Annotated in this window: 21 protein-coding genes; 9 read left to right on the plus strand and 12 right to left on the minus strand. The window is 69.2% G+C overall.

Annotated elements, in window-relative coordinates; genetic code table 11:
- The first annotated feature begins 107 nt into the window (after positions 1-107).
- Positions 108-1,607, plus strand: a complete 1,500-nt coding sequence (locus F1193_RS03420; RefSeq protein ID WP_246164098.1) for a UbiD family decarboxylase — start codon at positions 108-110, stop codon at positions 1,605-1,607.
- A gap of 24 nt (positions 1,608-1,631) precedes the next feature.
- Here the strand turns inward: F1193_RS03420 and F1193_RS03425 are convergent, their stop codons facing one another.
- Genes F1193_RS03425 through F1193_RS03440 form a run of 4 tightly spaced genes read right to left on the minus strand, consistent with a single transcriptional unit; the run spans position 1,632 to position 2,603 of the window.
- The gene (locus F1193_RS03425; protein WP_150096267.1) at positions 1,632-1,823 is read right to left on the minus strand and encodes a DUF2283 domain-containing protein; all 192 of its coding nucleotides are present in this window, start codon (positions 1,821-1,823) and stop codon (positions 1,632-1,634) included.
- Positions 1,824-1,837: 14 nt separating this feature from the next.
- Complete coding sequence (locus F1193_RS03430; protein WP_150096268.1) at positions 1,838-2,092, minus strand: type II toxin-antitoxin system HicB family antitoxin; 255 nt, start codon at positions 2,090-2,092, stop codon at positions 1,838-1,840.
- On the minus strand, positions 2,079-2,330 hold the full coding sequence (locus F1193_RS03435) for a type II toxin-antitoxin system HicA family toxin (protein WP_150096269.1): 252 nt from the start codon (positions 2,328-2,330) through the stop codon (positions 2,079-2,081). Before F1193_RS03435 ends, F1193_RS03430 begins: the two co-directional genes overlap by 14 nt.
- 51 nt (positions 2,331-2,381) lie before the next feature.
- Positions 2,382-2,603: an alkylphosphonate utilization protein gene (locus F1193_RS03440; protein WP_150096270.1), complete on the minus strand. Its 222-nt coding sequence runs from the start codon at positions 2,601-2,603 to the stop codon at positions 2,382-2,384.
- Positions 2,604-2,977: 374 nt separating this feature from the next.
- Here F1193_RS03440 and F1193_RS03445 point away from each other — a divergent pair, with 374 nt between their 5' ends.
- Positions 2,978-3,910 (plus strand): BstA C-terminal domain-containing protein, encoded by a 933-nt coding sequence (locus tag F1193_RS03445; RefSeq protein ID WP_150096271.1) that lies wholly within the window; start codon positions 2,978-2,980, stop codon positions 3,908-3,910.
- 319 nt (positions 3,911-4,229) lie between these two features.
- Here F1193_RS03445 and F1193_RS17020 read toward each other — a convergent pair whose 3' ends face one another.
- The 6 genes from F1193_RS17020 to panB form a co-directional block, all read right to left on the minus strand.
- The gene (locus F1193_RS17020) at positions 4,230-4,394 is read right to left on the minus strand and encodes a hypothetical protein (protein ID WP_170263315.1); all 165 of its coding nucleotides are present in this window, start codon (positions 4,392-4,394) and stop codon (positions 4,230-4,232) included.
- Between the two features lie 238 nt (positions 4,395-4,632).
- Positions 4,633-5,997, minus strand: coding sequence for a ribosome biogenesis GTPase Der (gene der, locus F1193_RS03455; RefSeq protein ID WP_150096272.1), 1,365 nt, complete (start codon positions 5,995-5,997; stop codon positions 4,633-4,635).
- A 222-nt stretch (positions 5,998-6,219) separates the two neighbouring features.
- Positions 6,220-6,543 (minus strand): hypothetical protein, encoded by a 324-nt coding sequence (locus F1193_RS03460; RefSeq protein ID WP_150096273.1) that lies wholly within the window; start codon positions 6,541-6,543, stop codon positions 6,220-6,222.
- Between the two features lie 7 nt (positions 6,544-6,550).
- Positions 6,551-7,297, minus strand: coding sequence for a tetratricopeptide repeat protein (locus F1193_RS03465; RefSeq protein ID WP_150096274.1), 747 nt, complete (start codon positions 7,295-7,297; stop codon positions 6,551-6,553).
- 79 nt (positions 7,298-7,376) lie between these two features.
- Complete coding sequence (locus F1193_RS03470) at positions 7,377-7,970, minus strand: NnrU family protein (RefSeq protein ID WP_150096275.1); 594 nt, start codon at positions 7,968-7,970, stop codon at positions 7,377-7,379.
- A gap of 210 nt (positions 7,971-8,180) precedes the next feature.
- Positions 8,181-9,029 (minus strand): 3-methyl-2-oxobutanoate hydroxymethyltransferase, encoded by an 849-nt coding sequence (gene panB, locus F1193_RS03475; RefSeq protein ID WP_150096276.1) that lies wholly within the window; start codon positions 9,027-9,029, stop codon positions 8,181-8,183.
- Positions 9,030-9,356: 327 nt separating this feature from the next.
- Here panB and F1193_RS03480 point away from each other — a divergent pair, with 327 nt between their 5' ends.
- From F1193_RS03480 to F1193_RS03500, 5 genes are all read left to right on the plus strand, one after another.
- Positions 9,357-9,836: a YaiI/YqxD family protein gene (locus tag F1193_RS03480; RefSeq protein ID WP_150096277.1), complete on the plus strand. Its 480-nt coding sequence runs from the start codon at positions 9,357-9,359 to the stop codon at positions 9,834-9,836.
- A 3-nt stretch (positions 9,837-9,839) separates the two neighbouring features.
- Positions 9,840-11,660: an ABC-F family ATP-binding cassette domain-containing protein gene (locus F1193_RS03485; RefSeq protein WP_150096278.1), complete on the plus strand. Its 1,821-nt coding sequence runs from the start codon at positions 9,840-9,842 to the stop codon at positions 11,658-11,660.
- Positions 11,661-12,025: 365 nt separating this feature from the next.
- On the plus strand, positions 12,026-14,428 hold the full coding sequence (locus F1193_RS03490) for a PAS domain-containing protein (protein WP_170263317.1): 2,403 nt from the start codon (positions 12,026-12,028) through the stop codon (positions 14,426-14,428).
- Between the two features lie 244 nt (positions 14,429-14,672).
- On the plus strand, positions 14,673-15,788 hold the full coding sequence (locus F1193_RS03495; RefSeq protein ID WP_150096280.1) for an extracellular catalytic domain type 1 short-chain-length polyhydroxyalkanoate depolymerase: 1,116 nt from the start codon (positions 14,673-14,675) through the stop codon (positions 15,786-15,788).
- 434 nt (positions 15,789-16,222) lie between these two features.
- Entirely contained in the window at positions 16,223-17,689 is a 1,467-nt protein-coding gene (locus tag F1193_RS03500) for an undecaprenyl-phosphate glucose phosphotransferase (RefSeq protein ID WP_150096281.1), read from the plus strand.
- Here F1193_RS03500 and F1193_RS03505 read toward each other — a convergent pair.
- Positions 17,683-18,282: a hypothetical protein gene (locus F1193_RS03505; protein ID WP_150096282.1), complete on the minus strand. Its 600-nt coding sequence runs from the start codon at positions 18,280-18,282 to the stop codon at positions 17,683-17,685. The genes F1193_RS03500 and F1193_RS03505 overlap by 7 nt on opposite strands.
- A 483-nt stretch (positions 18,283-18,765) precedes the next feature.
- Here F1193_RS03505 and F1193_RS03510 point away from each other — a divergent pair, with 483 nt between their 5' ends.
- The gene (locus tag F1193_RS03510; protein WP_150096283.1) at positions 18,766-19,941 is read left to right on the plus strand and encodes a polysaccharide biosynthesis/export family protein; all 1,176 of its coding nucleotides are present in this window, start codon (positions 18,766-18,768) and stop codon (positions 19,939-19,941) included.
- A 226-nt stretch (positions 19,942-20,167) separates the two neighbouring features.
- Here F1193_RS03510 and F1193_RS03515 read toward each other — a convergent pair whose 3' ends face one another.
- Entirely contained in the window at positions 20,168-20,701 is a 534-nt protein-coding gene (locus F1193_RS03515) for a hypothetical protein (protein ID WP_150096284.1), read from the minus strand.
- A gap of 310 nt (positions 20,702-21,011) precedes the next feature.
- On the opposite strand from F1193_RS03515, the gene F1193_RS03520 reads away from it, so the two are divergent.
- Positions 21,012-22,133 (plus strand): 2'-deoxycytidine 5'-triphosphate deaminase, encoded by a 1,122-nt coding sequence (locus F1193_RS03520; RefSeq protein ID WP_150096285.1) that lies wholly within the window; start codon positions 21,012-21,014, stop codon positions 22,131-22,133.
- Positions 22,134-22,259: the final 126 nt, after the last annotated feature.

The raw sequence follows: 22,259 nt of genomic DNA on the forward strand, positions 1-22,259 counted from the left end.
GCGCCATTACGGGATTCACCGGGCATGGCAGCATTGCCCTGTGTGCACCAAGTTGCCAATCCCGAACGCGCGGCCTAAGGCCTCAGGCCTTCGCAGAGGATCACCCCGTGCCCATCCGCAGCCTGCCCCCCTTCCGCGACCTGCCCGCCTTCCTGACCTTCCTTGAGGGAAAGGGCCAGATCCACCGCATCCGCGAGCCGGTCTCCACCGTCCACACGGTGACCGAGATCCACCGCCGGGTGATCGAGAAGGGCGGGCCGGTGCTGGTGTTCGAGCGCCCGATCCGCGCCGACGGCACCATCTCCACCATTCCGCTGGTGACCAATCTGTTCGGCACGGTGGAGCGGGTGGCGCTGGGCTTCGGCATCGGGACGGAGGATCTGCGCCCGCTCGGCGAGGCCTTGGCCGAGCTGCGCAGCCCCTCGGCGCCGAACTCGCTGCGCGACCTGCTGAAACGGCTGCCGCTCGCCCGCGCCGCGCTGCGCACCCGCCCGGCCGAGACCTCCTCGGCACCGGTGCAGGAGGTGGTGATCACCGGGGCGGAGGTCGACGTCACCCAGATCCCGGTGCAGACCTGCTGGCCGGGCGAGCCGGCGCCGCTGATCACCTGGCCCTTGGTGATCACCTGCCCGCCCGGCGAGTTCGAGCCCACCCACGCCAATGTCGGCGTCTACCGCATGCAGGTGCTGGGGCCGGACCGCCTCATCATGCGCTGGCTCGCCATGCGCGGCGGCGCCCAGCATTTCCGCCGCTGGCAGGCGCAGGGGCGCGACATGCCGGTGGCGGTGGCCATCGGCACCGACCCGGCCACCATCCTGTCGGCGGTGATGCCGCTGCCCGAGGGCATCTCGGAACTCACCTTCGCCGGGCTGGTCCGCGGCGAACGGCCGCGCCTGACCAAGGCCGTCAGCGTGCCGCTGATGGTGCCGGCCGATGCCGAGATCGTCATCGAGGGGGTGGTGTCGGCCACCGAGACCGCGCCGGAAGGCCCGTACGGCGACCACACCGGCTATTACAACTCGGTCGAGCCGTTCCCGGTGATGCGGGTCACCGCCATCACCCGCAAGTCGAAACCCGTCTATCTCTCCACCTTCACCGGCCGCGCGCCCGACGAGCCCTCGGTGATGGGGGCGGCAATGAACGAGATGTTCATTCCGGTGGTGAAACGGCAGTTCCCGGAGATCGTCGACGTCTGGCTGCCGCCGGAGGCGTGCTCCTACCGCATCGCCGTGGTGGCGTTCAAGAAATCCTATCCCGGCCATGCGCGGCGGCTGATGATGGCGCTGTGGAGCGTGCTGCCGCAGTTCACCATGACCAAGCTGATCATCGCGGTGGATGCCGATGTGAAGGCGCGCGAATGGTCGGACGTGATGTGGGCGGTGGCGACCCGCTCGGACCCCTCGCGCGACCTGCTGGTGCTCACCGACACGCCGATCGACTATCTCGACTTCGCCTCGCCGAAGGCGGGGCTCGGCGGCAAGCTCGGCATCGACGCCACCACCAAGATCGGCACCGAGACCGAGCGCGAATACGGCCAAGTGCTGGGCATGTCGTCCGATGTCGCGGCGGTGGTCGATGCGATCTGGCCGAAGCTGGGGCTGAAGTAACCGCCGAATATTCGAGCGGCATCTTCACTCCGCCGCGATCGGCAGGGCGCCGGCGGCGAGATGCCGCGAGGCGGACAGCACCTCCAGGGCGACGATGCGGCCGTCCTTGTCGAAGTCGAGCACCACGCCCGGCGCGACCTCCTCCGACTCCACGACCTTCGCCTCGGCGAAGCGCACATAGAGCGCGTCAGTGTCCTTGTCGTAGAGCGTCTTCATCGGCGCCGGCCGGCTCACTCGGCGGCCGAGAGGATTGTGCCGCCGAGGTGGCGCGAGGGCGCCGGCACCTCGCGGCCGAGATCGCGGGCGGCTTCGATCCAGGCGCGGATGGCGTCCTGGACGTTGACGATCGCCTCTTCCGGCGTCTCGCCGTCGCTCATGCAGCCGGGCAGGTCCGGCACGATCGCCGCGAAGCCGCCGCCGTCCGCCTCGGACAGCGGCTCGACCACCACCGGGTATTCAAGACGGGTTGGGTCATTGCGGGTCATGGGCTTTCCTCACGGTGTCGACGAACGCCACCAGCCTGCGAATATATACCGGCTTGATCGGCCTCTTGTAGGGCACGGTGAGAATCGCCGGCACCGCCGGGTGGGCGACCTTGAAGTGCGAGCTGCCGCCTCGCGCCGCCTCGCAGGTGATGCCGTGCTCGCGGCATAGCGCCTCGACGTCCGCGATGCGCCAATCGCCCTGCGGGTTGCCGCGCATCTGCTCCAGGCGCTTGCTCACCTCGGTTGCCCTTCCGCACGCCGGCGCTGCCGATGGTCCCGCCGGCGTCGCTCAGGCCTTCTTGAGGAACTCGGTCTTCAGCACCAGGCCCTTGACCTGCTTGGTGTTGCACTCGACCTCGCCGGAGGTGCCGGTCAGGCGGATGTTCTTGACCAGCGTGCCGCGCTTGATGGTCTCCGACGTGCCCTTGACCTTGAGGTCCTTGATCACGGTGACGGAATCGGCGTCGGCGAGCTGGTTGCCGTTGCTGTCTCTCACGATGTCGTCGCTCATTGCTTTTCCTTCCTGCGCCGGGGCGGCGTGCATGTCATTGATGATCAAGCAGTTGCGCCGACTCGGCACATTGTCCCCATTATCCCCGGTGACCTACTATATTTGGGGCTTTGTTCATTCCTGGCGTCGACTTCTTGACGTCGGACGGAGAGTCGACCTAGCTTCCGGTTGCGTCGCGAACAAAAAGAGGCCGCCGCGTTGGCGCGCGACGGCCTCGATATTGCGACCACGGGGCTGGCCCGTTTTCGTATGCACCGCGAGGTCTATAACCCGCGTGGAAATTGTCCAGCCTCAGGCGCTACCGACCAAAGTCAAATCCCCCCGGGAAGGAGGCTTTTGGTCACCACCTCAAGCACCTGAAAGGGCTGGATAAAATGGCAAAAGTTCCCAATTTGGTCACCATCCCAGACCAACTCACGCTCGACCTGGAAATTGCCGCCGAGCGCGAGATTGACGGAATTGGCATGGGCGTCCTGTCGGACGGTTCGACCTATCTGACGCTTCGCGGCTTGGCTAAGATGTGCGGGGTCGATCACTCCGGCCTCATCCGCCTGACTGCGCAGTGGCAGGAAAGTCCGCAGCCGCCACGTATCCGAAAAATCAGGGAGATCGTCCGCGATCAGGATGGCGATGATCGAAGGGCTTTCCTGGGTATCAAAAAAGACGGAATTATCCATCATGCAGTTCCAGAGAAGGTCTGCATGGCTATTCTTGAGTATTATGCATTCGAGGCCCCCGGAGAGCAGCGGGAGCTCGCGGCGCGAAATTATCGACTACTGGCTCGCAAGAGCTTCCGCGACTTCATTTATGCGGCAGTTGGCTATAACCCAACGAACTCAAATGTTATTGAGTGGCAACAGTTTCACGATCGAGTTTCCTTAACCTATCACATGGTTCCTGACGGATACTTTAGCGTGTTCAAGGAACTTGCGGACATGATAGTTACATTAATCCGCGAGGGCGCCAGTCTTGGGCCGAACTTTGTCCCGGACATCAGCGTTGGACTGCACTGGGGGCGTCATTGGACAGACAATAACCTCGACCACGTATACGAAGCGCGAATTAAATACCCACACAGTTATCCAAGATATTTTCCGCAGTCTGCATCCAACCCGCAGCCGGCTTTTTGCTATCCGGATGAATCTCTTCCTGAGTTTCGCAAGTGGATGCGGGATGTTTACTTAAAACAGAAGCTGCCGACCTATTTGCTCGGAAAGCAAAAATCTGGTGAAATTGCCGCCCCTGCTGTGACAAAAGCTCTCACGGCACTTTCGGCTAATCGGAAGAGAGCCCTAACAAGCCACTGACGGGCACACGGTGACCGGTCTGCCCAACGTGCGTTGGCCGGTCACCATCTGCCCGTAAAGCTTGGCCCACCTCCCAGACCTATGCCCTTCCGCAGCCGTACGCCCGGCCCGCCGCCGTTTTCCGGGATGAACTCGACGCCGGCCTCTTCGAGGGCGCGGCGGATGGCGGCGAGGTTGCCTGTTGTTGGAACTCGACGGCCCTTCTCGGAATCTCGGAGCGTACTCTCGTCAAGGTCGGACTGATTGGCGAACAGTGTCTGCGATCAGTCCAACAAGCCTCGCACGGCCAAGGTCCAGACCAAGTCGGGGCGCCGAGCCATCACCTGCACGAATTCTTGGCATACGCCTCGGGCGCCGAGCCCCAGCCGCGGATCTCCTCGGCGCGGGCGATGGCGGCCTCACGGTCCATCGGCCCGTCGACGGCGCAGTACCAGCCGGGCGCGAAATTGGGGGTGTCCGGGCCGGCTTCAACGACGACGCTCATGATCGCCTCGTGCTGGTCGCTCCAGTAGGCCGCCTCGCTCCGCTCGCGCGAGCACACGAGATCGCGTACCAGCCGCAGGCGGCGCGGCTTTCGGCCATCGTGACGGGGCCGGACTCAGCGGCACCGGCGATGGTCAATCCCAAGGAACAAGCGAGAGCGCCCGCAAACCGCATCGGCCCGTCCGACTCACAGGTTGCAGGGCATCATACCGCAACCGCGCCCGACCAGCGCCCCCCGCTCACCCCTTGTCGTAGGGGTTCTTCGGCTCGCGATAGGCGACGCGGATCGGCGTGCCGGGCAGCTCGAAGGTCAGGCGCAGCGAATTGACGAGGTAGCGCGTGTAGCTCTCCGGCAGGGCGTCGAGCCGGGTGCCGAACAGCACGAAGCTCGGCGGGCGCGCCTTGGCCTGCGTCGCGTAGCGGATCTTGATGCGCCGGCCGCTGACCGCCGGCGGCGGGTGCTGCTCCAGCACGCCCTCCAGCCAGCGATTGATGCGCGCGGTCGAGACCCGCTTGTTCCAAACCTCGTAGGCCGCGACCACCGCGTCCATCAGCCGGTCGAGCCCCTGGCCCTGCTGGGCGGAGACCGCCGCGATCGGCACGCCGCGGATCTGCGGCAGGGCGTGGTCGGTGTCCTCGCGCAGCCGCTTGATGGCGCCGGCCTTGGCCGGCACCAGATCCCATTTGGTGAAGCCGATCACCACCGCCCGGCCCTCGCGCTCGGCGAGGTCGGCGATGCGGGTGTCCTGCTCCTCAAACGGCTTGGTGGCGTCCATCAGCACCACCACCACCTCGGCGAAGCGCACCGCGCGCAGCGCGTCGGCCACCGACAGCTTCTCCAGCTTGTCCTCGATGCGGGCGCGCCGCCGCAGGCCGGCGGTGTCCCACACCTGGAAGGCGCGGCCGTTGAAATTGAGGTCCACCGCGATGGCGTCGCGGGTGATGCCGGCCTCAGGCCCCGTGAGCAGCCGGTCCTCGCCGAGCAGCGCGTTGATCAGGGTCGATTTGCCGGCATTGGGCCGGCCGATCACCGCCACCTTGATCGGCCGGGACGGATCGGGCGCCTCCCCGGGCTCCGCCTCCTCCTCGTCGTCGGGCGGCGGGCGGGTGGCCTCGGGCAGGGTCTCGCAGATGGCGTCGTAGAGGTCCGACAGGCCCTCGCCATGCTCGGCCGACAGCGGGATCGGCGTGCCGAGCCCGAGTTCGAAGCCCTCCACCGCGGCCGCGCCGCCCTTGCGGCCCTCGCTCTTGTTGGCGATCAGGATCACCGGCCGGCCGGCGCGGCGCACCAGGTCGGCGAAGGCGCGGTCGGTCGGCGTCAGGCCGGCGCGGGCATCGATGACGAACAGGATGGCGTCGGCGTCGCGGATCGCCGCCTCGGTCTGGGCGCGCATGCGCCCCTCCAGGCTTGCGGTGGCCGCCTCCTCGAGCCCTGCGGTATCGACGATGGTGAAGCTGAGGTCGCCCAGCCGGCCCTCGCCCTCGCGGCGGTCGCGCGTCACGCCCGGCCGGTCGTCGACCAGGGCCAGGCGCTTGCCGACCAGCCGGTTGAACAGCGTCGACTTGCCGACATTGGGCCGGCCGACGATGGCGAGGGTGAACATCTGCGCTTCCTGACGAAACGGGCTGAGACGGTCTCCGTCTCGGAGTCTTGTCCCTCTCCCCATGTGGGAGTGGGTGCCGAGCGATCAAAGATCGCGAGGCGGGTGAGGGGTAACATCGAGGCGACGTGAAGCCCCCTCTGCCGGCTCGACCTCGCTCCGCTCGGCCTTGCCACCCTCACCCGCAAGGGGAGAGGGCCGGAAGAGGGCCGGTCAGCCCCGCCCTCAATCCTCCGGGGCCGGCTGCTGTTCTTGCTGCTGCTGGGCCTTGGCGCGCTTCTTGGTCTTGCCCGCGGCCGGCGCGGCCTGCTGCGCCGCCTCGGGCGGCTGCTCGACCACCGGCGGCGGCGCGTTGGCCGGCTGGGGCGGCGGCTCGCCATAATTCACGCCGGGCACGCCTTCCGGAAACAGCGGCTTGCGGTCGCCGGGCAGCGGCGCCTTGCGCTCGTCGAACGGGTTGAGCTTCTCCATCGTCTCGCAACCGGCCACCGCCAGGGTCGCGGCGACGAGCAGCGCGAGACGCACCGCCGGAAATGATCGCCTGCGCATCATCGCCTCAATTCGCCTTTGCCGGTTCGGTCTTTGCCGGTTCGGTCTTGGCCGGCTCGGTCTTGGCCGGTTCGGCTTTGGCCGGTTCAGCCTTGGCCGCCTTGGGCGCGCCGCCGGTCGACAGAAGCTCGCGCAGGATCTCGCCGCGCAGCCGGAGGCTGGAGCTTGCCGCCGGATCGCTCATCAGCATGTCGGTCCATTTCATGGCCTCGGAGCGCTCCCCGGCCTTCCAGGCCGAGGCCGCCAGAAGCTCGCGCGCGGTATGCCGGTAGGCGCTCGCGGCCGACCCCAGCGGCTCCAGGCGCGGCTTCATCTCGGCATAGGGAGCGGAATCGATCAGGATCAGCCCGGCCCGCACCTGGGCGAGGTCGCGGATCAAGGCCGGCGCGCCGGAATCGGCGGCGATGGCGTCATAGGCGGCAACCGCCGCCGCCTTGTCCGTGGCCGACAGCACGTCGGCGCGCGTGAGGCGCGACAGCAGGGCATAGCCGCCCGGCCCGTCGCCCTGCAGCGACGCCAGGGCGGCCTCCGACTCGGCTGTCTTGCCCTCGGCGGCAAGGCGCAGCGCCGCCTCGAAGCGGACGCCCGCGGCTTCCGCTTGGCGGTGCTGCCACCACTCCCAGCCGCGCCAGCCCGCCACCCCGATGACGATGGCGACAGCCAGGGCGAGCACGAGGCCGCCATACTTGTCCCACAGCGCCCGCAGCTTCTCGCGGCGGACTTCCTCCTCGACTTCCCGGAAAATGTCGGACATCGGCCCAATGAACTCCCGATCGGCCGTCAGGCCTTAAGGTGGGGTCGTGGCGAGGCCGTGGCAGAACCGGCCGCCCTGGTCAAGCCCCGACGCCCGGCAGCACCGGCACGCCGATCAGCCAATGGTGCACGCCGAACAGGAAGGCGAGCCACAGCAACGTGCCGGCGATCACCGAAATGGTGTCGGCCCTGGTCCAGCCGCCGGGGTTGTCGGGCACCTTCAGGCCGCGGCGCTTGACCGAGATGCGGTCATAGACCCCGAACGCCAGGAACGAGCCGAACAGGGCGATCGAGCCGAGGTCGCCATTGGCCAGGAGATGGGCGAGCGCCCAGATCTTGATGCCGGCCAGCATCGGATGCTTGATCCTGTAGCGCAGCAGGCTCGGCCGCGGCGGCATGGCCGCGAACACGATGAAGGACGGCAGCATCAGGGTCAGCGCCAGGTGCTGGGTCCACACCGGCGGGGTCCACACCGGGATCATGCCCGCGGCGCGATAGTCGCCGAAACCCACGACGATCAGCACCAGGCCGGTCATCGCCACCGCGCCGTGGACGGCCTTGTAGACGTTCTCGTTGCCGCCGAGCGCGGCGACGAGGCGCCCGCGCAGCGGCCGAAAGGTCGGCAGCAGATGGGGGGCGAAGAACAGCGCAAGGCCGAGAACGAGCAGCGTCATGGGAGATCCGCGGGCTGAGGGCGGCAGGAAAGGTGGCAGATGGGGCGGCGCAGATATAGGCGAAAACCATGCCCGCCGGTACTCATCGTGTCATCGTCGCCCCGGGCGAGCGCAAGCGAGACCCGGGGCCGTCAGCAGGACAGCGAGCGAGCGCCCAAAACGATCCCGGGCCGCGCCGCTTGCCCGGGACGACAGGAAGCCGCCCGAACCTCACCCCGCCGGCTTCTTCATCGCATAGGTGTGCTCGGGGCCGGGGAAGGTGCGTGCGCGCACCTCGCTCGCATAGGCCTCGATCGCAGCAGTGATGCCCGGCCCGAGGTCGCCGAAGCGCTTGACGAACTTCGGCACCCGCGGGGTGAGGCCCAGCATGTCCTCCATCACCAGCACCTGGCCGTCGCAGGCCGGCGAGGCGCCGATCCCGATGGTCGGGCACGCCACCTCGGCGGTGATCTTGCGGGCCAGCGGCTCGGCCACCGCCTCGATGACCATGGCGAAGGCGCCGGCCTCGGCGACCGCTTTGGCGTCGTTCTCGATAGCCGCCCAGTCGGCCTCCTCGCGGCCCTGGGCGCGGAAGCCGCCCAGCACATTGATCGACTGCGGGGTGAGGCCGATATGGGCCATCACCGGGATGCCGCGCTCGACCAGGAAGCGGATGGTCTCGGCCATGCGGCGGCCGCCCTCCAGCTTCACCGCGCCGCAGCCGGTCTCCTTCATCACCCGCGCGCAGTTGCGGAACGCCTCCTCGCGCGAGGCCTCGTAGCTGCCGAACGGCATGTCGACCACCACCAGCGCGCGCTTGGAGCCGCGCATCACCGCCTGGGCCTGCAGGATCATCATGTCGAGCGTGACCGGCACGGTCGATTCCAGCCCGTGCATCACCATGCCGAGCGAGTCGCCGACCAGGATGACGTCGCAGGACGCATCGGCAATGCGCGCGGTGTGGGCGTGGTAGGCGGTGAGCGACACGATCGGCTCACCCCCCTTGCGGGAGCGGATGTCGGGCGCGCTCAGGCGGCGGACCTCGGCGGACGCGGACGGCAGGGGGGCGTGAACGGACATGGGGGGACTCGTGATGGCGGACTCGTGATCGCCGACGCGCGACCCGGCAGACCCCGCGCAAAGGGGAAGACTCGGAGCCGGGACGCCGGGCGGTGGCAAAGCCGGGCAGTCTCCCTACATATTCGGCGTCGTCAACAATCGAAAGGAGGTGATCCAGTGTCCCATTGTCCCTCGCCGCGGCCGGCGGCGCAGTCGGCCTGGATCCTCGCCTCGGCGGAGATCCGCACGGCCTGAGCGGCCGGACCCGGTTCAATCCTGGAAGGGCCGCCCACGGGCGGCCCTTCGCCTTTGCATCGCCGCCGCCGGGCCGCTATCACCCTGCGGCTCATGACCCAGACCGCCGCACCCATCTCCTTGCGCATCCTTGTCGACGCCGACGCCTGTCCGGTGAAGGACGAGGTCTATCGCGTCGCCGAGCGTTTCAACCTGGCGGTCGTCGTGGTCGCCAACAGCCCGCTGCGGGTGCCGCAGAGCCCGTTCATCCAGCGCATTCTGGTCGGCGACGGCCTGGACGCCGCCGACGACTGGATCGCCGAGCGTGCCGGGCCGGACAGCATCGTGATCACCGCCGACATTCCGCTCGCCGCCCGCTGCGTTGCCAGCGGGGCGGCGGTGATCGCCCCGAACGGCCGGCCGTTCACCACCGACTCGATCGGCATGGCCTTGGCGATGCGCGACCTGATGACCGATCTGCGCTCGGCCGGCGAGGCCACCGCCGGCCCGCCGCCCTTCACCCCGCGCGACCGCTCGGCGTTTCTGTCCGAGCTCGACCGCACCCTGCGACGCCTGCACCGTACCCGAGCCTGATCCATGGCGCCGCCGCTGCTCCAGCTCCGCAATATCGGCCTCACCTTCGGCGGCCCGCCGCTGCTGGACGACGCCGAGCTGTCGCTCGCGCCCGGCGAACGGGTGTGCCTGGTCGGCCGCAACGGATCGGGCAAGTCGACGCTGCTGCGCATCGCCGCCGGGCTGATCGAGCCCGACCGCGGCACGCGCTTCCTGCAGCCCGGCGCCACCGTGCGCTACCTGCCGCAGGAGCCCGACTTCGGCGACGCGCCGACCGTTCTCGCCTATGTCGAGGCCGGCCTGGGGCCGGGCGATGATCCCCATCGCGCCCGCTATCTGGTGGAGCAGCTCGGCCTGCACGGCGAGGAGAACCCCGCCACCGTGTCGGGCGGCGAGGCACGGCGCGCGGCGATCGCCCGCGCGCTGGCGCCGGACCCCGATCTCCTGCTGCTCGACGAGCCGACCAACCACCTCGACCTCGCCGCCATCGAGTGGCTGGAGGCGACGCTGCTCTCAAGCCGCGCCGCGCTGGTGCTGATCAGCCACGACCGGCGCTTCCTCACCAATCTGTCGAACGCCACGGCGTGGCTCGACCGCGGCCGCACGCGGCGCATCGAGCGCGGCTTTGCCGCCTTCGAGACGTGGCGCGACGAGGTGCTGGCGGAGGAGGAGCGCGACCAGCACAAGCTCGACCGCAAGATCGTCGCCGAGGAGCACTGGCTGCGCTATGGCGTCACCGCGCGGAGGAAGCGCAACGAGCGGCGCCTCGCCAACCTCCACGCGCTGCGCCAGTCGCGGCGCGACTATCGGTCCACCGCCGGCAAGGCCCAGCTTGCCGCCGTGCAGGCCGACGCCTCCGGCGCGCTGGTGATCGAGGCCGAGCGCATCGCGAAGAGCTATGACGGCCGGCCGATCGTCGCCGAGTTCTCGACCCGCATCCGCCGCGGCGACCGCATCGGCATCGTCGGGCCCAACGGCGCCGGCAAGACCACGCTGATCGAGATACTGACCGGGGTCGCCGCGCCCGATTCCGGCACCGTCAAGCTGGGGGCTGGCCTCGCCATGGCCCGGCTCGACCAGCACCGCGACAGCCTGGATGCCGCCTCCACCGTCGCCGACACGTTGACCGGCGGGCGCGGCGATTCGGTGATGGTGGGCGGCAAGCCGCGCCACGTCATCGGCTACATGAAGGACTTTTTGTTCGCGCCGGAACAGGCGCGCACCCCGGTCGGCGTGCTGTCGGGCGGCGAACGCGGCCGGCTGATGCTGGCGCAGGTGCTGGCCAAGCCCTCGAACCTCTTGGTGCTCGACGAGCCGACCAACGACCTCGACCTGGAAACCCTCGACGTGCTGGAGGAGATGCTGGCCGATTACGCCGGCACGGTGCTGCTCGTCAGCCACGACCGCGACTTCCTCGACCGGGTGGTCAACGGGGTGATCGCGCCGGAGGGCGAGGGCCGCTGGGTGGATTATGCCGGCGGCTATTCCGACATGCTGGCCCAGCGCGGCGCGGACCTGTCGCGGCCCGCCGCCAGGGCAGCCGCCAAGGATGCCGCGAAGGAGGCGCCGAAGGACAGGCCGGCGAAGTCCACGGCCCCCGCCAAGCGGCGCCTGAGCTTCCACGAGAAGCACGCGCTGGAGACGCTGCCGGCCAGGATGGCCAAGCTGCACGACACCATCGCCGCGCTGCAGAAGAGGCTCGACGACCCGGCGCTGTTCGCCCGCGACCGCAAGACTTTCGACGACGTGTCGCACAAGCTCGCCACCGCTCATGCCGAGCTGGCGGCGGCCGAGGAGACCTGGCTGGAGCTGGAGATCCTGCGCGAGGAGATCGAAGGCGGCTGACGGCGCGTGCGGCGCGGCATGACGGCGCCGCCGCCTTGGCAACCCCTGACTGCGAAATCATTCCAGGCTTTCGCTTTGCATTCGCATGATTTCCGGTTTTCCGCGCAATTCACGCAGAAACTTCCCATGCGTTAATGAATTCGCTCAAACCCTAGTAATGAGATTACCGGATTATTTGAGCGTGTCGTTAACCTCAAGGTCATATTTGCCGCCGGCCGGCTGCCGAAAGCCTTGTCCCGACGGATGATGCAACCTCTAATAAGGAGTTACTGCAACCAAAGATGTCGTTTGCATGGCGCCCGTTTTCCGTCACAGTTTTAAGTGGAGGGGGTGCCGGTTGCGCCGCAACCGGGGGCGGGGAAGCAATGAAGATCCGGAAGTTCCGCTCGGCGGAGAGATTTGCCTCGGCTGCCCAGGTGTGGCTGCTCGGCACGGTTATCGCCGTGGTGGCGGTCGCCGTGGCGTTCTTCGCCCTGGGCGGCTATCGCGACTATGACGTGACCCTCGAAAAGGGCTGGTCGCAGGCCGAGACTACCGCCCTCGTGCTCGCCGAGCAGGCGAGCCGGATGATCGAGATCAGCGAGATCCTCACCGCCGAAATTGCCGACGCCGCCATCCGGGACGGCCTCGACCACGTCACCGGCGCCGGCTGGCCGCGTTTTCTCGACCGTCTCGAACCGGTGCCGCAGATCGGCTCGCTGTGGATCCTTGATGCCGACGGCACCGTGCTGGCCAGCTCCTTCCGCCCCGTCCCGGCAGCCACCAGCTTCGCCGACAGCGACTATTTCCAGCGGCTCAAGAGCGGCACGCGCGTGCTGATCTCGCCGCTGATGTTCGGCCAGTTCAGCCGGGTGTGGTTCTTCGGCTACAACCGCGCCATCGTGAAGGACGGCGCGTTCCTCGGTGTCGTGCAGGTCTCGATCCACGCCGACCATTTCAAGTCGTTCTTCGAGCGGCTGGCGCTCGGGCCGGACGCGGCGATCGGCATCTATGACACGGACGGCGCGGTGGTGATGCGCTGGCCGCTGCCGGAGAATGGCGCTCCGACCGGCCCCGGCCACCTGCTTCCGCCGGGCGCGATGCAGGCGGCGGCGGGGCGTCTGGAATCGACCTCTCCGGCCGGCGTGCCGCTGCTGGTGGCCTACCGCCGGCTTGACCGCGCGCCGCTGGTGGTCGCGGCCGCCGTGTCGAAGGACAACGTGCTCGCGCCCTTCCGCACCCGCCTGGCCTGGGGTGTGATGCTGCTCGGCATTGGCGGCGCCATCGTCGCCGTCCTGGGCGCGGCCGCCTTCGGCACCGCCCGCCGCGAGCGCGCGGCGCAGGTGATGGAACGCGCCGCCGCCCGCAAGCTGGCCGCCATGCTTGCCGACCGCAATCATCTGGTGCAGTCGCTGCAGGAGAGCGAGCGGCGGTTCGATCAGATCGCCGCCGCCATCGGCGACGTGTTCTGGATCGCCGAGCCCGCCGCCCGGCGCTACATCTATGTCAGCCCCGCCTACGTGACGCTGTGGGGTCGCAGCGCCGAGGCGCTCTACCTCGACGCCAGCGAATGGGCGGCGGCCGTGCATCCGGACGACCGCGACCGCCTGCGCGACAGCTGGAGCATGATCGCCGCCGGACGCGATCTGCAGTACCGGATCATCCGCCCCGATGGCAGCATTCGCTGGATCCGCGACCACGGCTTTCCGGTGGCGGACGCGCCGGGACGCTTCGCCGGCATCGCCGCCGACGTCACCGACTTGGTCGCCGCCGAGGCGGCCGAGCGCGCCGAAGCCGCGCGCATGCGGGTGGCGCTGCGGGCCGGCGGCCTCGCCGCCTTCGCGCTCGACGTCGTCGACGGCACCTTCGTGCACGATCCGGCCCTCGCCGAGATGCTCGGCCTGCCCGCCGACGCCAGGGTGCCGACCGAGGCCGATTTCATCGCCGCCATCCACCCGGAGGACCGCGACCGCTGCGCCGCCGAATTCCGCAAGGCGTTCAGGCCGGCCGGCCTGTTCCGCGCCGAGTTCCGGATCATCCGGCCGGACGGCCAGACCCGCTGGCTGATCGGCGCCGCCGAAGGCGTGCGCACCGCCACCGGCATCGTGCAGGCGGTCGGCTTCACCGGCGACATCACCGAGCGCAAGCTCGCCCACGACCGCCAGGCGCTGCTCATCCGCGAGCTGCACCACCGGGTGAAGAACATCCTCAGCGTGGCGCAGGCGATCGCCGGCATCAGCCTGCGCTCGGTGCGCAGCCTCGATGAGTTCCGCGAGGTGTTCAGCGAGCGACTGGTGGCGCTCGGGCGCACCCATTCGCTGCTGATCGACAGCGGCTGGGCGGGCGCCCAGCTCGCCGACCTGTTCCGGCTGGAATTCGAGCCCTATGCCGACCGCGCCCACCAGCTCCATTACGAGGGACCGCAGGTGCTGATGCCGCCGGGCACGGTGGTGACCTTCGGCCTGGCGGTGCACGAGCTGGTGACCAACTCCGCCAAGTACGGCGCCCTCTCGGTGCCCGAGGGCCGGATCGAGGTCAGTTGGCGCGTCGAGGGGAGCGAGTCGGTGCGGCGGCTCAAGATCGACTGGGTCGAGACGGGCGGCCTGACGCCGGCGGCGCCCAAGCACGCCGGCTTCGGTACGCAGCTTCTGCAGAAGATCCTGCCCGGCCAGCTTCGCGCCGATGTGAAGGTGAGCCATTCCGACGGCGGCCTGCGGGTGGCGATCGACGCGCCGCTGCCGGCCGAGGGCGCCCCGGACCCGACGCCGCCCGTCAGCTCGGCGGCGTGATGCGGCTCTGCGGCCGATCTGGCCGGAGAACCCTATGCCGGCGCCGAAAAATCCCTCCCAAATCAAGGGTTTTTCGGCGACACTGGTTCTGCGGTCGCGGAGCGGTCGGCCGGAAGCCGCATGAGGGCCGATCGGCTGCGCAATCGTCCCGGCGGGCATCCGGCCGGCGCCGGCTCTTTTTGCACCGCAACGAAACTATTCCGTCATCCCGCCGTTGCCCGCCTTGGAACAGCAGGAGACCCCGATGCCGCTGCGTGGACTGGAAGACTTGGCGGCCGGCCTCGCCGCCCAGCGCCGAAGGTGGCGGGGGCTCGCCGGCCTGCCGCTGGAGCCCCGCCCGCCGCTGCCGACCGGCAGCCCGCTGGTCGAGATCAAGGATTTCGGCAGCAATCCCGGGCGGCTGCGGATGTTCGCCCACATTCCAACCCGCCTCGCCGAGCGGCCCGGGCTGGTGGTGGTGCTGCACGGCTGCACCCAGAACGCCGCCGCCTACGACCTCGGCGCCGGCTGGTCGACGCTGGCCGACCGCTATGGCTTCGTGGTGCTGGCGCCCGAACAGACCCGGATCAACAATCCGCGCACCTGCTTCAACTGGTTCCGCACCGGCGACATCCGGCGCGAGCGCGGCGAGTGCGCCTCGATCCGCCAGATGGTCGAGCGCATCGTCCTCGACCACGGCCTCGACCGCGGGCGGGTGTTCGTCACCGGCCTGTCGGCCGGCGGCGCCATGACCAGCGTGATGCTCGCCACCTATCCCGAGGTGTTCGCCGCCGGCGCCATCATCGCCGGCCTGCCCTATGGCTGCGCCGACGGCGTGCCGCAGGCGCTGGAGGCGATGAAGGGCGGCCGCACGCGGCCGGCGCGCGACTGGGGCGACCTGGTGCGCGCCGCCTCCAGCCACCGCGGGCCGTGGCCGCGCGTCGCGGTCTGGCACGGCGACGCCGACGACGTGGTGGCGCCGCTCAATGCCGGCGAGATCACCAAGCAGTGGAGCGACCTGCACGGCCTGCCGGAGGCGCCGGACGCGACCGACCGGCTCGACGGCCACCCGCGCCGGCTCTGGCACGGCCAGGGCGGCGAGGTGCGGATCGAGGAAGTTTTGGTGGAGGGCATGGCCCACGGCACGCCGCTGGCGATCCAGGGCGTCGAGGCGCCGCATGGTGCCGCCGGCCCGTTCCTGCTCGATGTCGGCATCGCGTCGAGCTACCACATCGCCAAGTTCTTCGGCCTCACCGGCCCGGTGACGTTGCAGGCGACGACACAGGCGGGCGAGCGCCCCCCGCCGCCGCCCGACGCGCTGCCCGGCGTCTCGGGTACCATCGCCCGCGCCCTGCGCGCCGCCGGCCTGTGGCGGGGATGATCCGGATTCCGGGTCGTCGCTTCGTGATAGCCCGGGACAGACTCGCCGAGAACCTTTGTTCCGAGAGGAGATTTTTTGGCGCGCCGAATGCGAGATTCAGGCCTAATCAGCCGGAAGCTGTATGATTCTATTTTAGGTTGATTCTTCCGAGATGCCGGGATTCGGGATACCGGCCACCTCCTCGCCGAACCCCCTTGTTCGATAACGGGATTTTCGGCGGTCGCACGGCGGTGCGCCGGCCTGATCAGCTGGAAACCGCACGATGAGTCGGCGCAGAAGGGCCGGATGTCGCAGGACGGGCCGAGCCCGTCCGAAGGCCGCGCGGCGCGGCACCTGTGCATGCGTTCCCATCCACCCTGGCAAGCCCCAGGCGCACATGAGAGGCGTTGACGTCCGCCGTGCGGCGCCTATGCCAAGCGTCGGAATACGAGGTCATGTTGAGCACGCCTGAGCACACGCGGCAATTTGCGCTCAATGACAGCGCCACAACCGGATGCGCGCCGAGCCGGTTCCGGATTTCGGCGCCGGCAGCCCGGATCCTGCTGGACCTGGGCGAATTCATCGCGATCGTGCTGCTCGGGCTCGCCTCGGGCGTGGCCTATTCCACATTCGTGCTGGGCAGCGCCCCCGAATTTGACGAGATCGCGGGCATCTCGGTCTGCGCGGCCATCCTCTATGCGCTGACGCGGGGCCTGCGGCGCGTCCAGCGGCCCAGCGGGCCGGCGAGCCTGTCGCATGAGCTGATGGCGATGCTGGGAAGCTGGGTGCTGGCGCTCGTCACGATGAGCATGATCGCCTTCGTGATGAAGTCGGGCGCCGACTATTCGCGCGGCTTCGTGCTGGTGTTCGCCACCGTCGTGCCGGCGGCGCTGGCCGTGCTGCGCTGGACGTTCCGGCGGCTGTCGCGCCCGCGCGGCGGAACGCGGCTGATCGGCCGCGGCGTCGTCGTGCTCGCCGACCCGGAGGAACTCGCCGACCGCAACCTCAAGGAACGGCTCGACGCGCGGGCGATCGACGTGGTGAGCTCCTTCGCCCTGCTTGCCGCCTCGCCCGGGCGATGCGGGCTGGGCGAGGTCGACCGGCGCACGCTCGACCACCTGATCGAGACCTGCCGGTGGAACGGCGCCGACGAGATCCTGCTGGTCCTGCCCTGGCAGGACCAGCAGCGCATCCACGCGGTTCTCGACGAGCTCACCCGGGTTCCGCTGCCGGTGCGCCTGCTGGCCGACCGGTCGCTCGAAGGCATCATGGCGCGCTCCGCCGGCTGGAACGCGCTTACCACCATCGAGGTGCAGCGGGCGCCGCTCGGTCTCGGCGAGCGGCTGCAGAAGCGGACCTTCGACATCCTTGCCGCCGCCGCGCTGCTGCTGCTCCTGATGCCGCTGCTGCTGGGCGTGGCGGCGCTGATAAAGCTCGATTCGCCGGGTCCCGTGCTGTTCCGGCAGCGCCGCAACGGCTTCAACGGACGGGTGTTCCGGATCTGGAAGTTCCGCTCGATGACCACCGCCGAGGACGGCGCGACGATCCGCCAGGCCGTCCGCGACGACGCCCGCGTCACCCGCCTCGGCCGCTGGCTGCGCCGCACCAGCATCGACGAGCTGCCGCAGCTTTGGAACGTGCTGGCGGGCGACATGTCGATCGTCGGGCCGCGGCCGCACGCCGTCGCCCACAACAACGACTACACCCGCCGCATCGCCAATTACGCCCTGCGCCACCACATGAAGCCGGGTCTGACCGGCTGGGCGCAGGTGAACGGCTATCGCGGCGAGACCCCGCATTTGTCGCTGATGGAGCGCCGGGTCGAGCACGACCTCTGGTACATCAACAATTGGTCGATCTGGCTCGATATCCGCATCCTGGCCACGACCACGCGCGTGCTGCTGAAACCCTGCGCCTACTGAACCGACCGCGGCGCCGACGCGCCGCCGAACTCGGGCGCGGCCAGGAATGGCGCCGCGCCGGTGAGGCCGGCCGGGGGCAGCCGGCACTGGACCGACAGATCCCGGATCATTGCCGGGAAATCGCCAAGATCGACCTCGCCGGCGGTGACGTCGGCGCCGCCATTGATGACCCGGAAGGCCGCCCGGCGGGCGCGGGCGGCGGCCTGCAGGAACACGGCGGCGTCCTCCGGCATCAGCCCCACTGTGGTCGGCGGCAGCAGCACGGCGGCCCTGGCCTTGACCGGCGGGCGATCGTCCAGCCGCCATTCGATCTGCGGCCGGTCGCGCGGCGGGATCGGCACGATCAGCGCCAGCACCACGTCGAGGCCGCCCTGGCCGCACCGCACCATCAGCGCGGCGAAATCCGGCCCGGACCGCAGCGTGTCGGCGATCTTGACGGTGCTCACCAGATCGGAGCCGCCGCGCGGATCGGGCGTGCGCAGAAGCCGCCAGCCGCTGCCCTCGGCAGCCAGCGCGCCGCCGGCCGCGGCAAAGGCCAGCACCGTTGCGATGATGCGGGCCGCCGCGCGGCCGGACGTGAGAAGCTTGGTCATGGCACCCATGGTGGCGGACGAGGAGATTGCCGCCGCCGTCGGCGTTTGAAAACCGTGATTGCGCGACCCGGCCCGCCGCGCCCGTTCGAGTCATCCGGTTTCCGGCCGTTTCCCCTCGCGATCCCGGAAACACCTTCGCCAAAAGTCCCCAGAACGGGAATTTTCGGCGCGCCGTCCGCAGGGTCATGAAGAAGTCTTACGGAAACCGTATCCTTCGCCCCGGCGCGAGGATGGGACCTGAACCAAAGGTTGCCGAAAACACGCCCTGATGCAAGGCGCCGGGGTGCCCGCGCAGATCCTCAATCAAGTCAGGCCACCGCGGCGGTCTCGCCGCGCTGCCACAATCTTTTGGTGCATAACCCACGTTGTAATTGCGCCACAGTCGGCAAGATTCCAGCAGGTTAGGTGGCAAACGACCGTAAACAAGCTTGGCAGCTTCCATGGGCAAGGCTAAGTGTCCTGTGTCTTTTCGGAGGCTCCCGCATGACCATCAATTCTCGGCATCCTCGGTCCAGTCGGCTGGTCGCGGTTATAGGGTTCGCGCTTCTCGCCGGCGGCTGTTACGTGTTGCCGGCGGCCGGTCCAAATGGAGCCTACGTCAAGTCGGAGGCCGTTGGCGACCAGAGTGGGCTGCCCTACGACCTGATCGAGCTGAACGCAGGGGTTGCAGCCGTGCTGGCAACCCGCGGCAGCGGCACGTTTGCCGGAACGTTCAAGGATCGGCGGCCGCCGGCCGACATCCCGATCGGCATCGGCGACGTGGTGTCGGTGACGATCTTCGAAGCCCAGCAGGGCGGCCTGTTCATTCCGGCCGAGGCGAGCGTGCGCCCCGGCAACTTCGTCACGATTCCCGACCAGGTGGTCGACCGGTCCGGCTTCATTTCGGTGCCGTATGCCGGGCGCATTCCGGCGGCCAATCGCGGGCCGGCGGAAGTGCAGGGCATCATCGAGGCGCGCCTGCGCGACCGGGCGATCGATCCGCAGGTCGTGGTGGCGGTGACCAACCAGCGCTCCTCGCAGGTCAGCGTGCTCGGCGAGGTCAATTCGCCGGTCAAGTATCCGCTGACCAGCGCCGGCGACCGCATCCTCGACGCCCTGGCGCGGGCCGGCGGCCCCAAGGGCCAGGACTACGACACCTGGATCACGCTGCAGCGCGGCGGGCGCGAAGCCTCCGTCGGCTACGGCACGCTGATCAGCGCGCCCTCCAACAACATCTATGTGCAGCCGGAAGACACCCTGATCGTGTCCCGGCAGGCGCCCGCCTTCATGGCGTTCGGTGCCTCCGGTGCCAACGGTCAGTTCAAGTTCGACAAGGAGCAGGTCAATCTGGCCGAGGGCATGGCCATGGCCGGCGGCCTGCTCGACGACCGGGCCGAGCCGTCCTACGTGTTCCTGTATCGGCTGGAGACACGCGAGGTGGCCGAGAGGATCGGCGCCGACATGACCAAGTGGGAAACCAAGCAGGTGCCGGTGATCTACTCGCTGAACCTGCGCAATCCGGGCGGCTTCTTCCTCGCCCGCAAGGTGCCGCTGCGCGACAAGGACATCATCTACGTCGCCAATGCCGACGGCGTCGAATGGGCCAAGTTCCTCCAGTTCGTGCGGCTGCACATCACCACGGTGCTGGAAGCCGACGCGATCAAGACCGTGGGCCAGTGATCGGAAGTCTGGTCCCGGACACCCGACGCGACATCCGGACCATCTCCCGCCAAGAGATGCGAACTCCGGCCGAGAGGCCGGAGTTTTCGTTGAAACCGACACGGCGCCCTTGGTGCCATCGGCTTGCCGCCGAAATCCGGGCTGGCTTTCCCCATCCCGCGCGGCAGCCTCACAAACCGGCAACCGCCGTCCTCGCGGTCCGGCCTCCACTCTTTCGGAGACTGCTCTACCGGACCGGATGTCCGATGAGCGCGGCGCGGTAGCGCTCGCGCACCACCGACAGCGGATGCCCCTGGGCGTCGAGCAGCACGGCGCGGTGTTCCAGCACCACCCCCGGATCCAGCGCGTCCGGGGCGATCGCCACGCGGAAGGTGCGGCGGTAGGGCTGCAGCGGCGCGACGATGGCGCCGAACGGCACGTCGGTGGTGTGCAGCGCCTGCGCCATCGCCGCCGGCAGGCGGCAGGGCAGGAACCAGTTGTCGGCCTCCGACAGCACGAGGTGGCCGCGCAGCAGTAGCACTGACCGATAGCCGACCGGCTCGCCGGCCTGCGGCGCCAGCTCGGCGCGCTCCTGCGCGTCCAGCGCGGGCGGCTCGGCCGGGCGGCGGTGGACCACGGTGATCGGGCCGCTCGACAGGCCGCGCGCCTCGCACCACAGCAGCAGGCCCTCGGTCGCCGTCGGCGAGCCCAGCAGGTGCTCACTCAGCCGGTGGGCGGCCTCCAAGTGGGTGCAGTCGGTCACTGTGTTGGTGGAACGCATCCGTGTCCCGGCGGTCTTCCGAACTGGTTCGTCCAAGGCCGCGCGCGGCGTGCCCCGATGTCGCCGGCGGCCAGCCTGACGCGACCCTGGCGCGACCGGCGGCCGGCGACGCTCGCGCCGCCATCAAGGCGATGTTACCGGCGTTGTCAAACACCGCGGCGGCTGCCCGAAGCAAAAACCGGTTGCGGCCGCATCCGCGCGCAACACGGACGGGAAGCCTCAACGCCCGATCGTGACGCTCTCGCGTCGCCGCCCCGTTTCCTGCCCGGCGGCGTATGCTAGAGAAAGGCCGCTTTTTTTGGGGGGGCGCATGCAGCCGAGCCATATCGATGCCGTCTGCGGCATCCTGCCCGGCCATCGCATCCGTGCGCTGGTCGAGGGCGGGCACGTGCGCGCGGCGACCGAGATCGCGCCCGACCAGATCCAGCCTGCGAGCCTCGATCTCCGGCTCGGCCGGCGGGCGTGGCGGGTGCGGGCGAGCTTCCTGCCCGGCCGCGACGTCTCGGTGCACCAGCGCCTCGACGCCCTGGCGCTGCACCAGATCGACCTTGAGCCCGGCGCCGTGCTGGAGACCGGCTGCGTCTATCTGGTCGAACTGCTGGAGCGCTTGGCGCTGCCGCCCTCCATCGCGGCTGCCGCCAACCCCAAGAGCTCGACCGGCCGGCTCGACGTGTTCACCCGGGTGATCGCCGACGGCATGCGCGCGTTCGACCAGATCCCGGCTGGCTATGACGGCCCGCTCTATCTGGAGATCTCGCCGCGCACCTTCCCCATCCTGGTGCGCGCCGGCTCGCGCCTGTCGCAACTGCGGTTCCGGTTCGGCTCGGCGGTGCTGACCGAAGACGAATTGGCGCGGCTGCAGGCCGCCCAGCGCCTCGTCGACACGCCCGAGCCCGACCTCGGCTCCGGCGGCATCGCCGTGTCGATCGACCTCGCCCCGCGCGACGGCGTCGTCGGCTACCGCGCCAAGCGCCACACCGGCCTCGTCGATGTCGACCAGCGCGCGGCCTGCGACGTGCTCGATTTCTGGGAGCCGATCCGCCGGGTCGGCAAGGTCGGCCTCGTGCTCGACCCCGACGAGTTCTACATCCTGGCCTCCAAGGAGGCCGTGCAGGTGCCGCCGGCCTTTGCCGCCGAGATGGTGCCGTTCGACCCGCTGGTCGGCGAGTTCCGCGTCCATTACGCCGGCTTCTTCGATCCCGGCTTCGGCTGGGCGGCGGCCGGCGGCGCGGGCGCCCGCGCCGTGCTGGAGGTGCGCTCGCGCGAGGTGCCGTTCATCCTGGAGGACGGCCAGATCGTCGGCCGGCTGATCTATGAGCGCCTCACCGAGCCGCCGCAGACGCTCTATGGCGCGGGCCTCGGCTCCAACTACCAGGCCCAGGGGCTGAAGCTCTCCAAGCATTTCAAGACGGACGTCGCCGCTGGCCCGTAGCCGGGCAAGAGGGCGCGATGCCGGCTGTACCGTGCCGGGAGGCTCCCGTCCGCCGCGTCCCTGCCGGACCGGCCGGTGCCGGCGCCATCGCCGTTGCCCCGGAATTCCTCTTGTTTCGGACGTCCG

The sequence above is a fragment of the Blastochloris sulfoviridis genome, assembly GCF_008630065.1.
Lineage (GTDB): Bacteria > Pseudomonadota > Alphaproteobacteria > Rhizobiales > Xanthobacteraceae > Blastochloris > Blastochloris sulfoviridis.

Bases quoted from the DNA above. Each gene is read 5' to 3' on its own strand.
- F1193_RS03425 (WP_150096267.1), bottom strand. From the start codon at position 1,823: ATGAAGACGCTCTACGACAAGGACACTGACGCGCTCTATGTGCGCTTC.
- F1193_RS03430 (WP_150096268.1), bottom strand. From the start codon at position 2,092: ATGACCCGCAATGACCCAACCCGTCTTGAATACCCGGTGGTGGTCGAG.
- F1193_RS03440 (WP_150096270.1), bottom strand. From the start codon at position 2,603: ATGAGCGACGACATCGTGAGAGACAGCAACGGCAACCAGCTCGCCGAC.
- F1193_RS03445 (WP_150096271.1), top strand. From the start codon at position 2,978: ATGGCAAAAGTTCCCAATTTGGTCACCATCCCAGACCAACTCACGCTC.
- F1193_RS17020 (WP_170263315.1), bottom strand. From the start codon at position 4,394: ATGAGCGTCGTCGTTGAAGCCGGCCCGGACACCCCCAATTTCGCGCCC.
- der (WP_150096272.1), bottom strand. From the start codon at position 5,997: ATGTTCACCCTCGCCATCGTCGGCCGGCCCAATGTCGGCAAGTCGACG.
- F1193_RS03460 (WP_150096273.1), bottom strand. From the start codon at position 6,543: ATGCGCAGGCGATCATTTCCGGCGGTGCGTCTCGCGCTGCTCGTCGCC.
- F1193_RS03465 (WP_150096274.1), bottom strand. From the start codon at position 7,297: ATGTCCGACATTTTCCGGGAAGTCGAGGAGGAAGTCCGCCGCGAGAAG.
- F1193_RS03470 (WP_150096275.1), bottom strand. From the start codon at position 7,970: ATGACGCTGCTCGTTCTCGGCCTTGCGCTGTTCTTCGCCCCCCATCTG.
- panB (WP_150096276.1), bottom strand. From the start codon at position 9,029: ATGTCCGTTCACGCCCCCCTGCCGTCCGCGTCCGCCGAGGTCCGCCGC.
- F1193_RS03480 (WP_150096277.1), top strand. From the start codon at position 9,357: ATGACCCAGACCGCCGCACCCATCTCCTTGCGCATCCTTGTCGACGCC.
- F1193_RS03485 (WP_150096278.1), top strand. From the start codon at position 9,840: ATGGCGCCGCCGCTGCTCCAGCTCCGCAATATCGGCCTCACCTTCGGC.
- F1193_RS03490 (WP_170263317.1), top strand. From the start codon at position 12,026: ATGAAGATCCGGAAGTTCCGCTCGGCGGAGAGATTTGCCTCGGCTGCC.
- F1193_RS03495 (WP_150096280.1), top strand. From the start codon at position 14,673: ATGCCGCTGCGTGGACTGGAAGACTTGGCGGCCGGCCTCGCCGCCCAG.
- F1193_RS03500 (WP_150096281.1), top strand. From the start codon at position 16,223: ATGTTGAGCACGCCTGAGCACACGCGGCAATTTGCGCTCAATGACAGC.
- F1193_RS03505 (WP_150096282.1), bottom strand. From the start codon at position 18,282: ATGACCAAGCTTCTCACGTCCGGCCGCGCGGCGGCCCGCATCATCGCA.
- F1193_RS03510 (WP_150096283.1), top strand. From the start codon at position 18,766: ATGACCATCAATTCTCGGCATCCTCGGTCCAGTCGGCTGGTCGCGGTT.
- F1193_RS03515 (WP_150096284.1), bottom strand. From the start codon at position 20,701: ATGCGTTCCACCAACACAGTGACCGACTGCACCCACTTGGAGGCCGCC.
- F1193_RS03520 (WP_150096285.1), top strand. From the start codon at position 21,012: ATGCAGCCGAGCCATATCGATGCCGTCTGCGGCATCCTGCCCGGCCAT.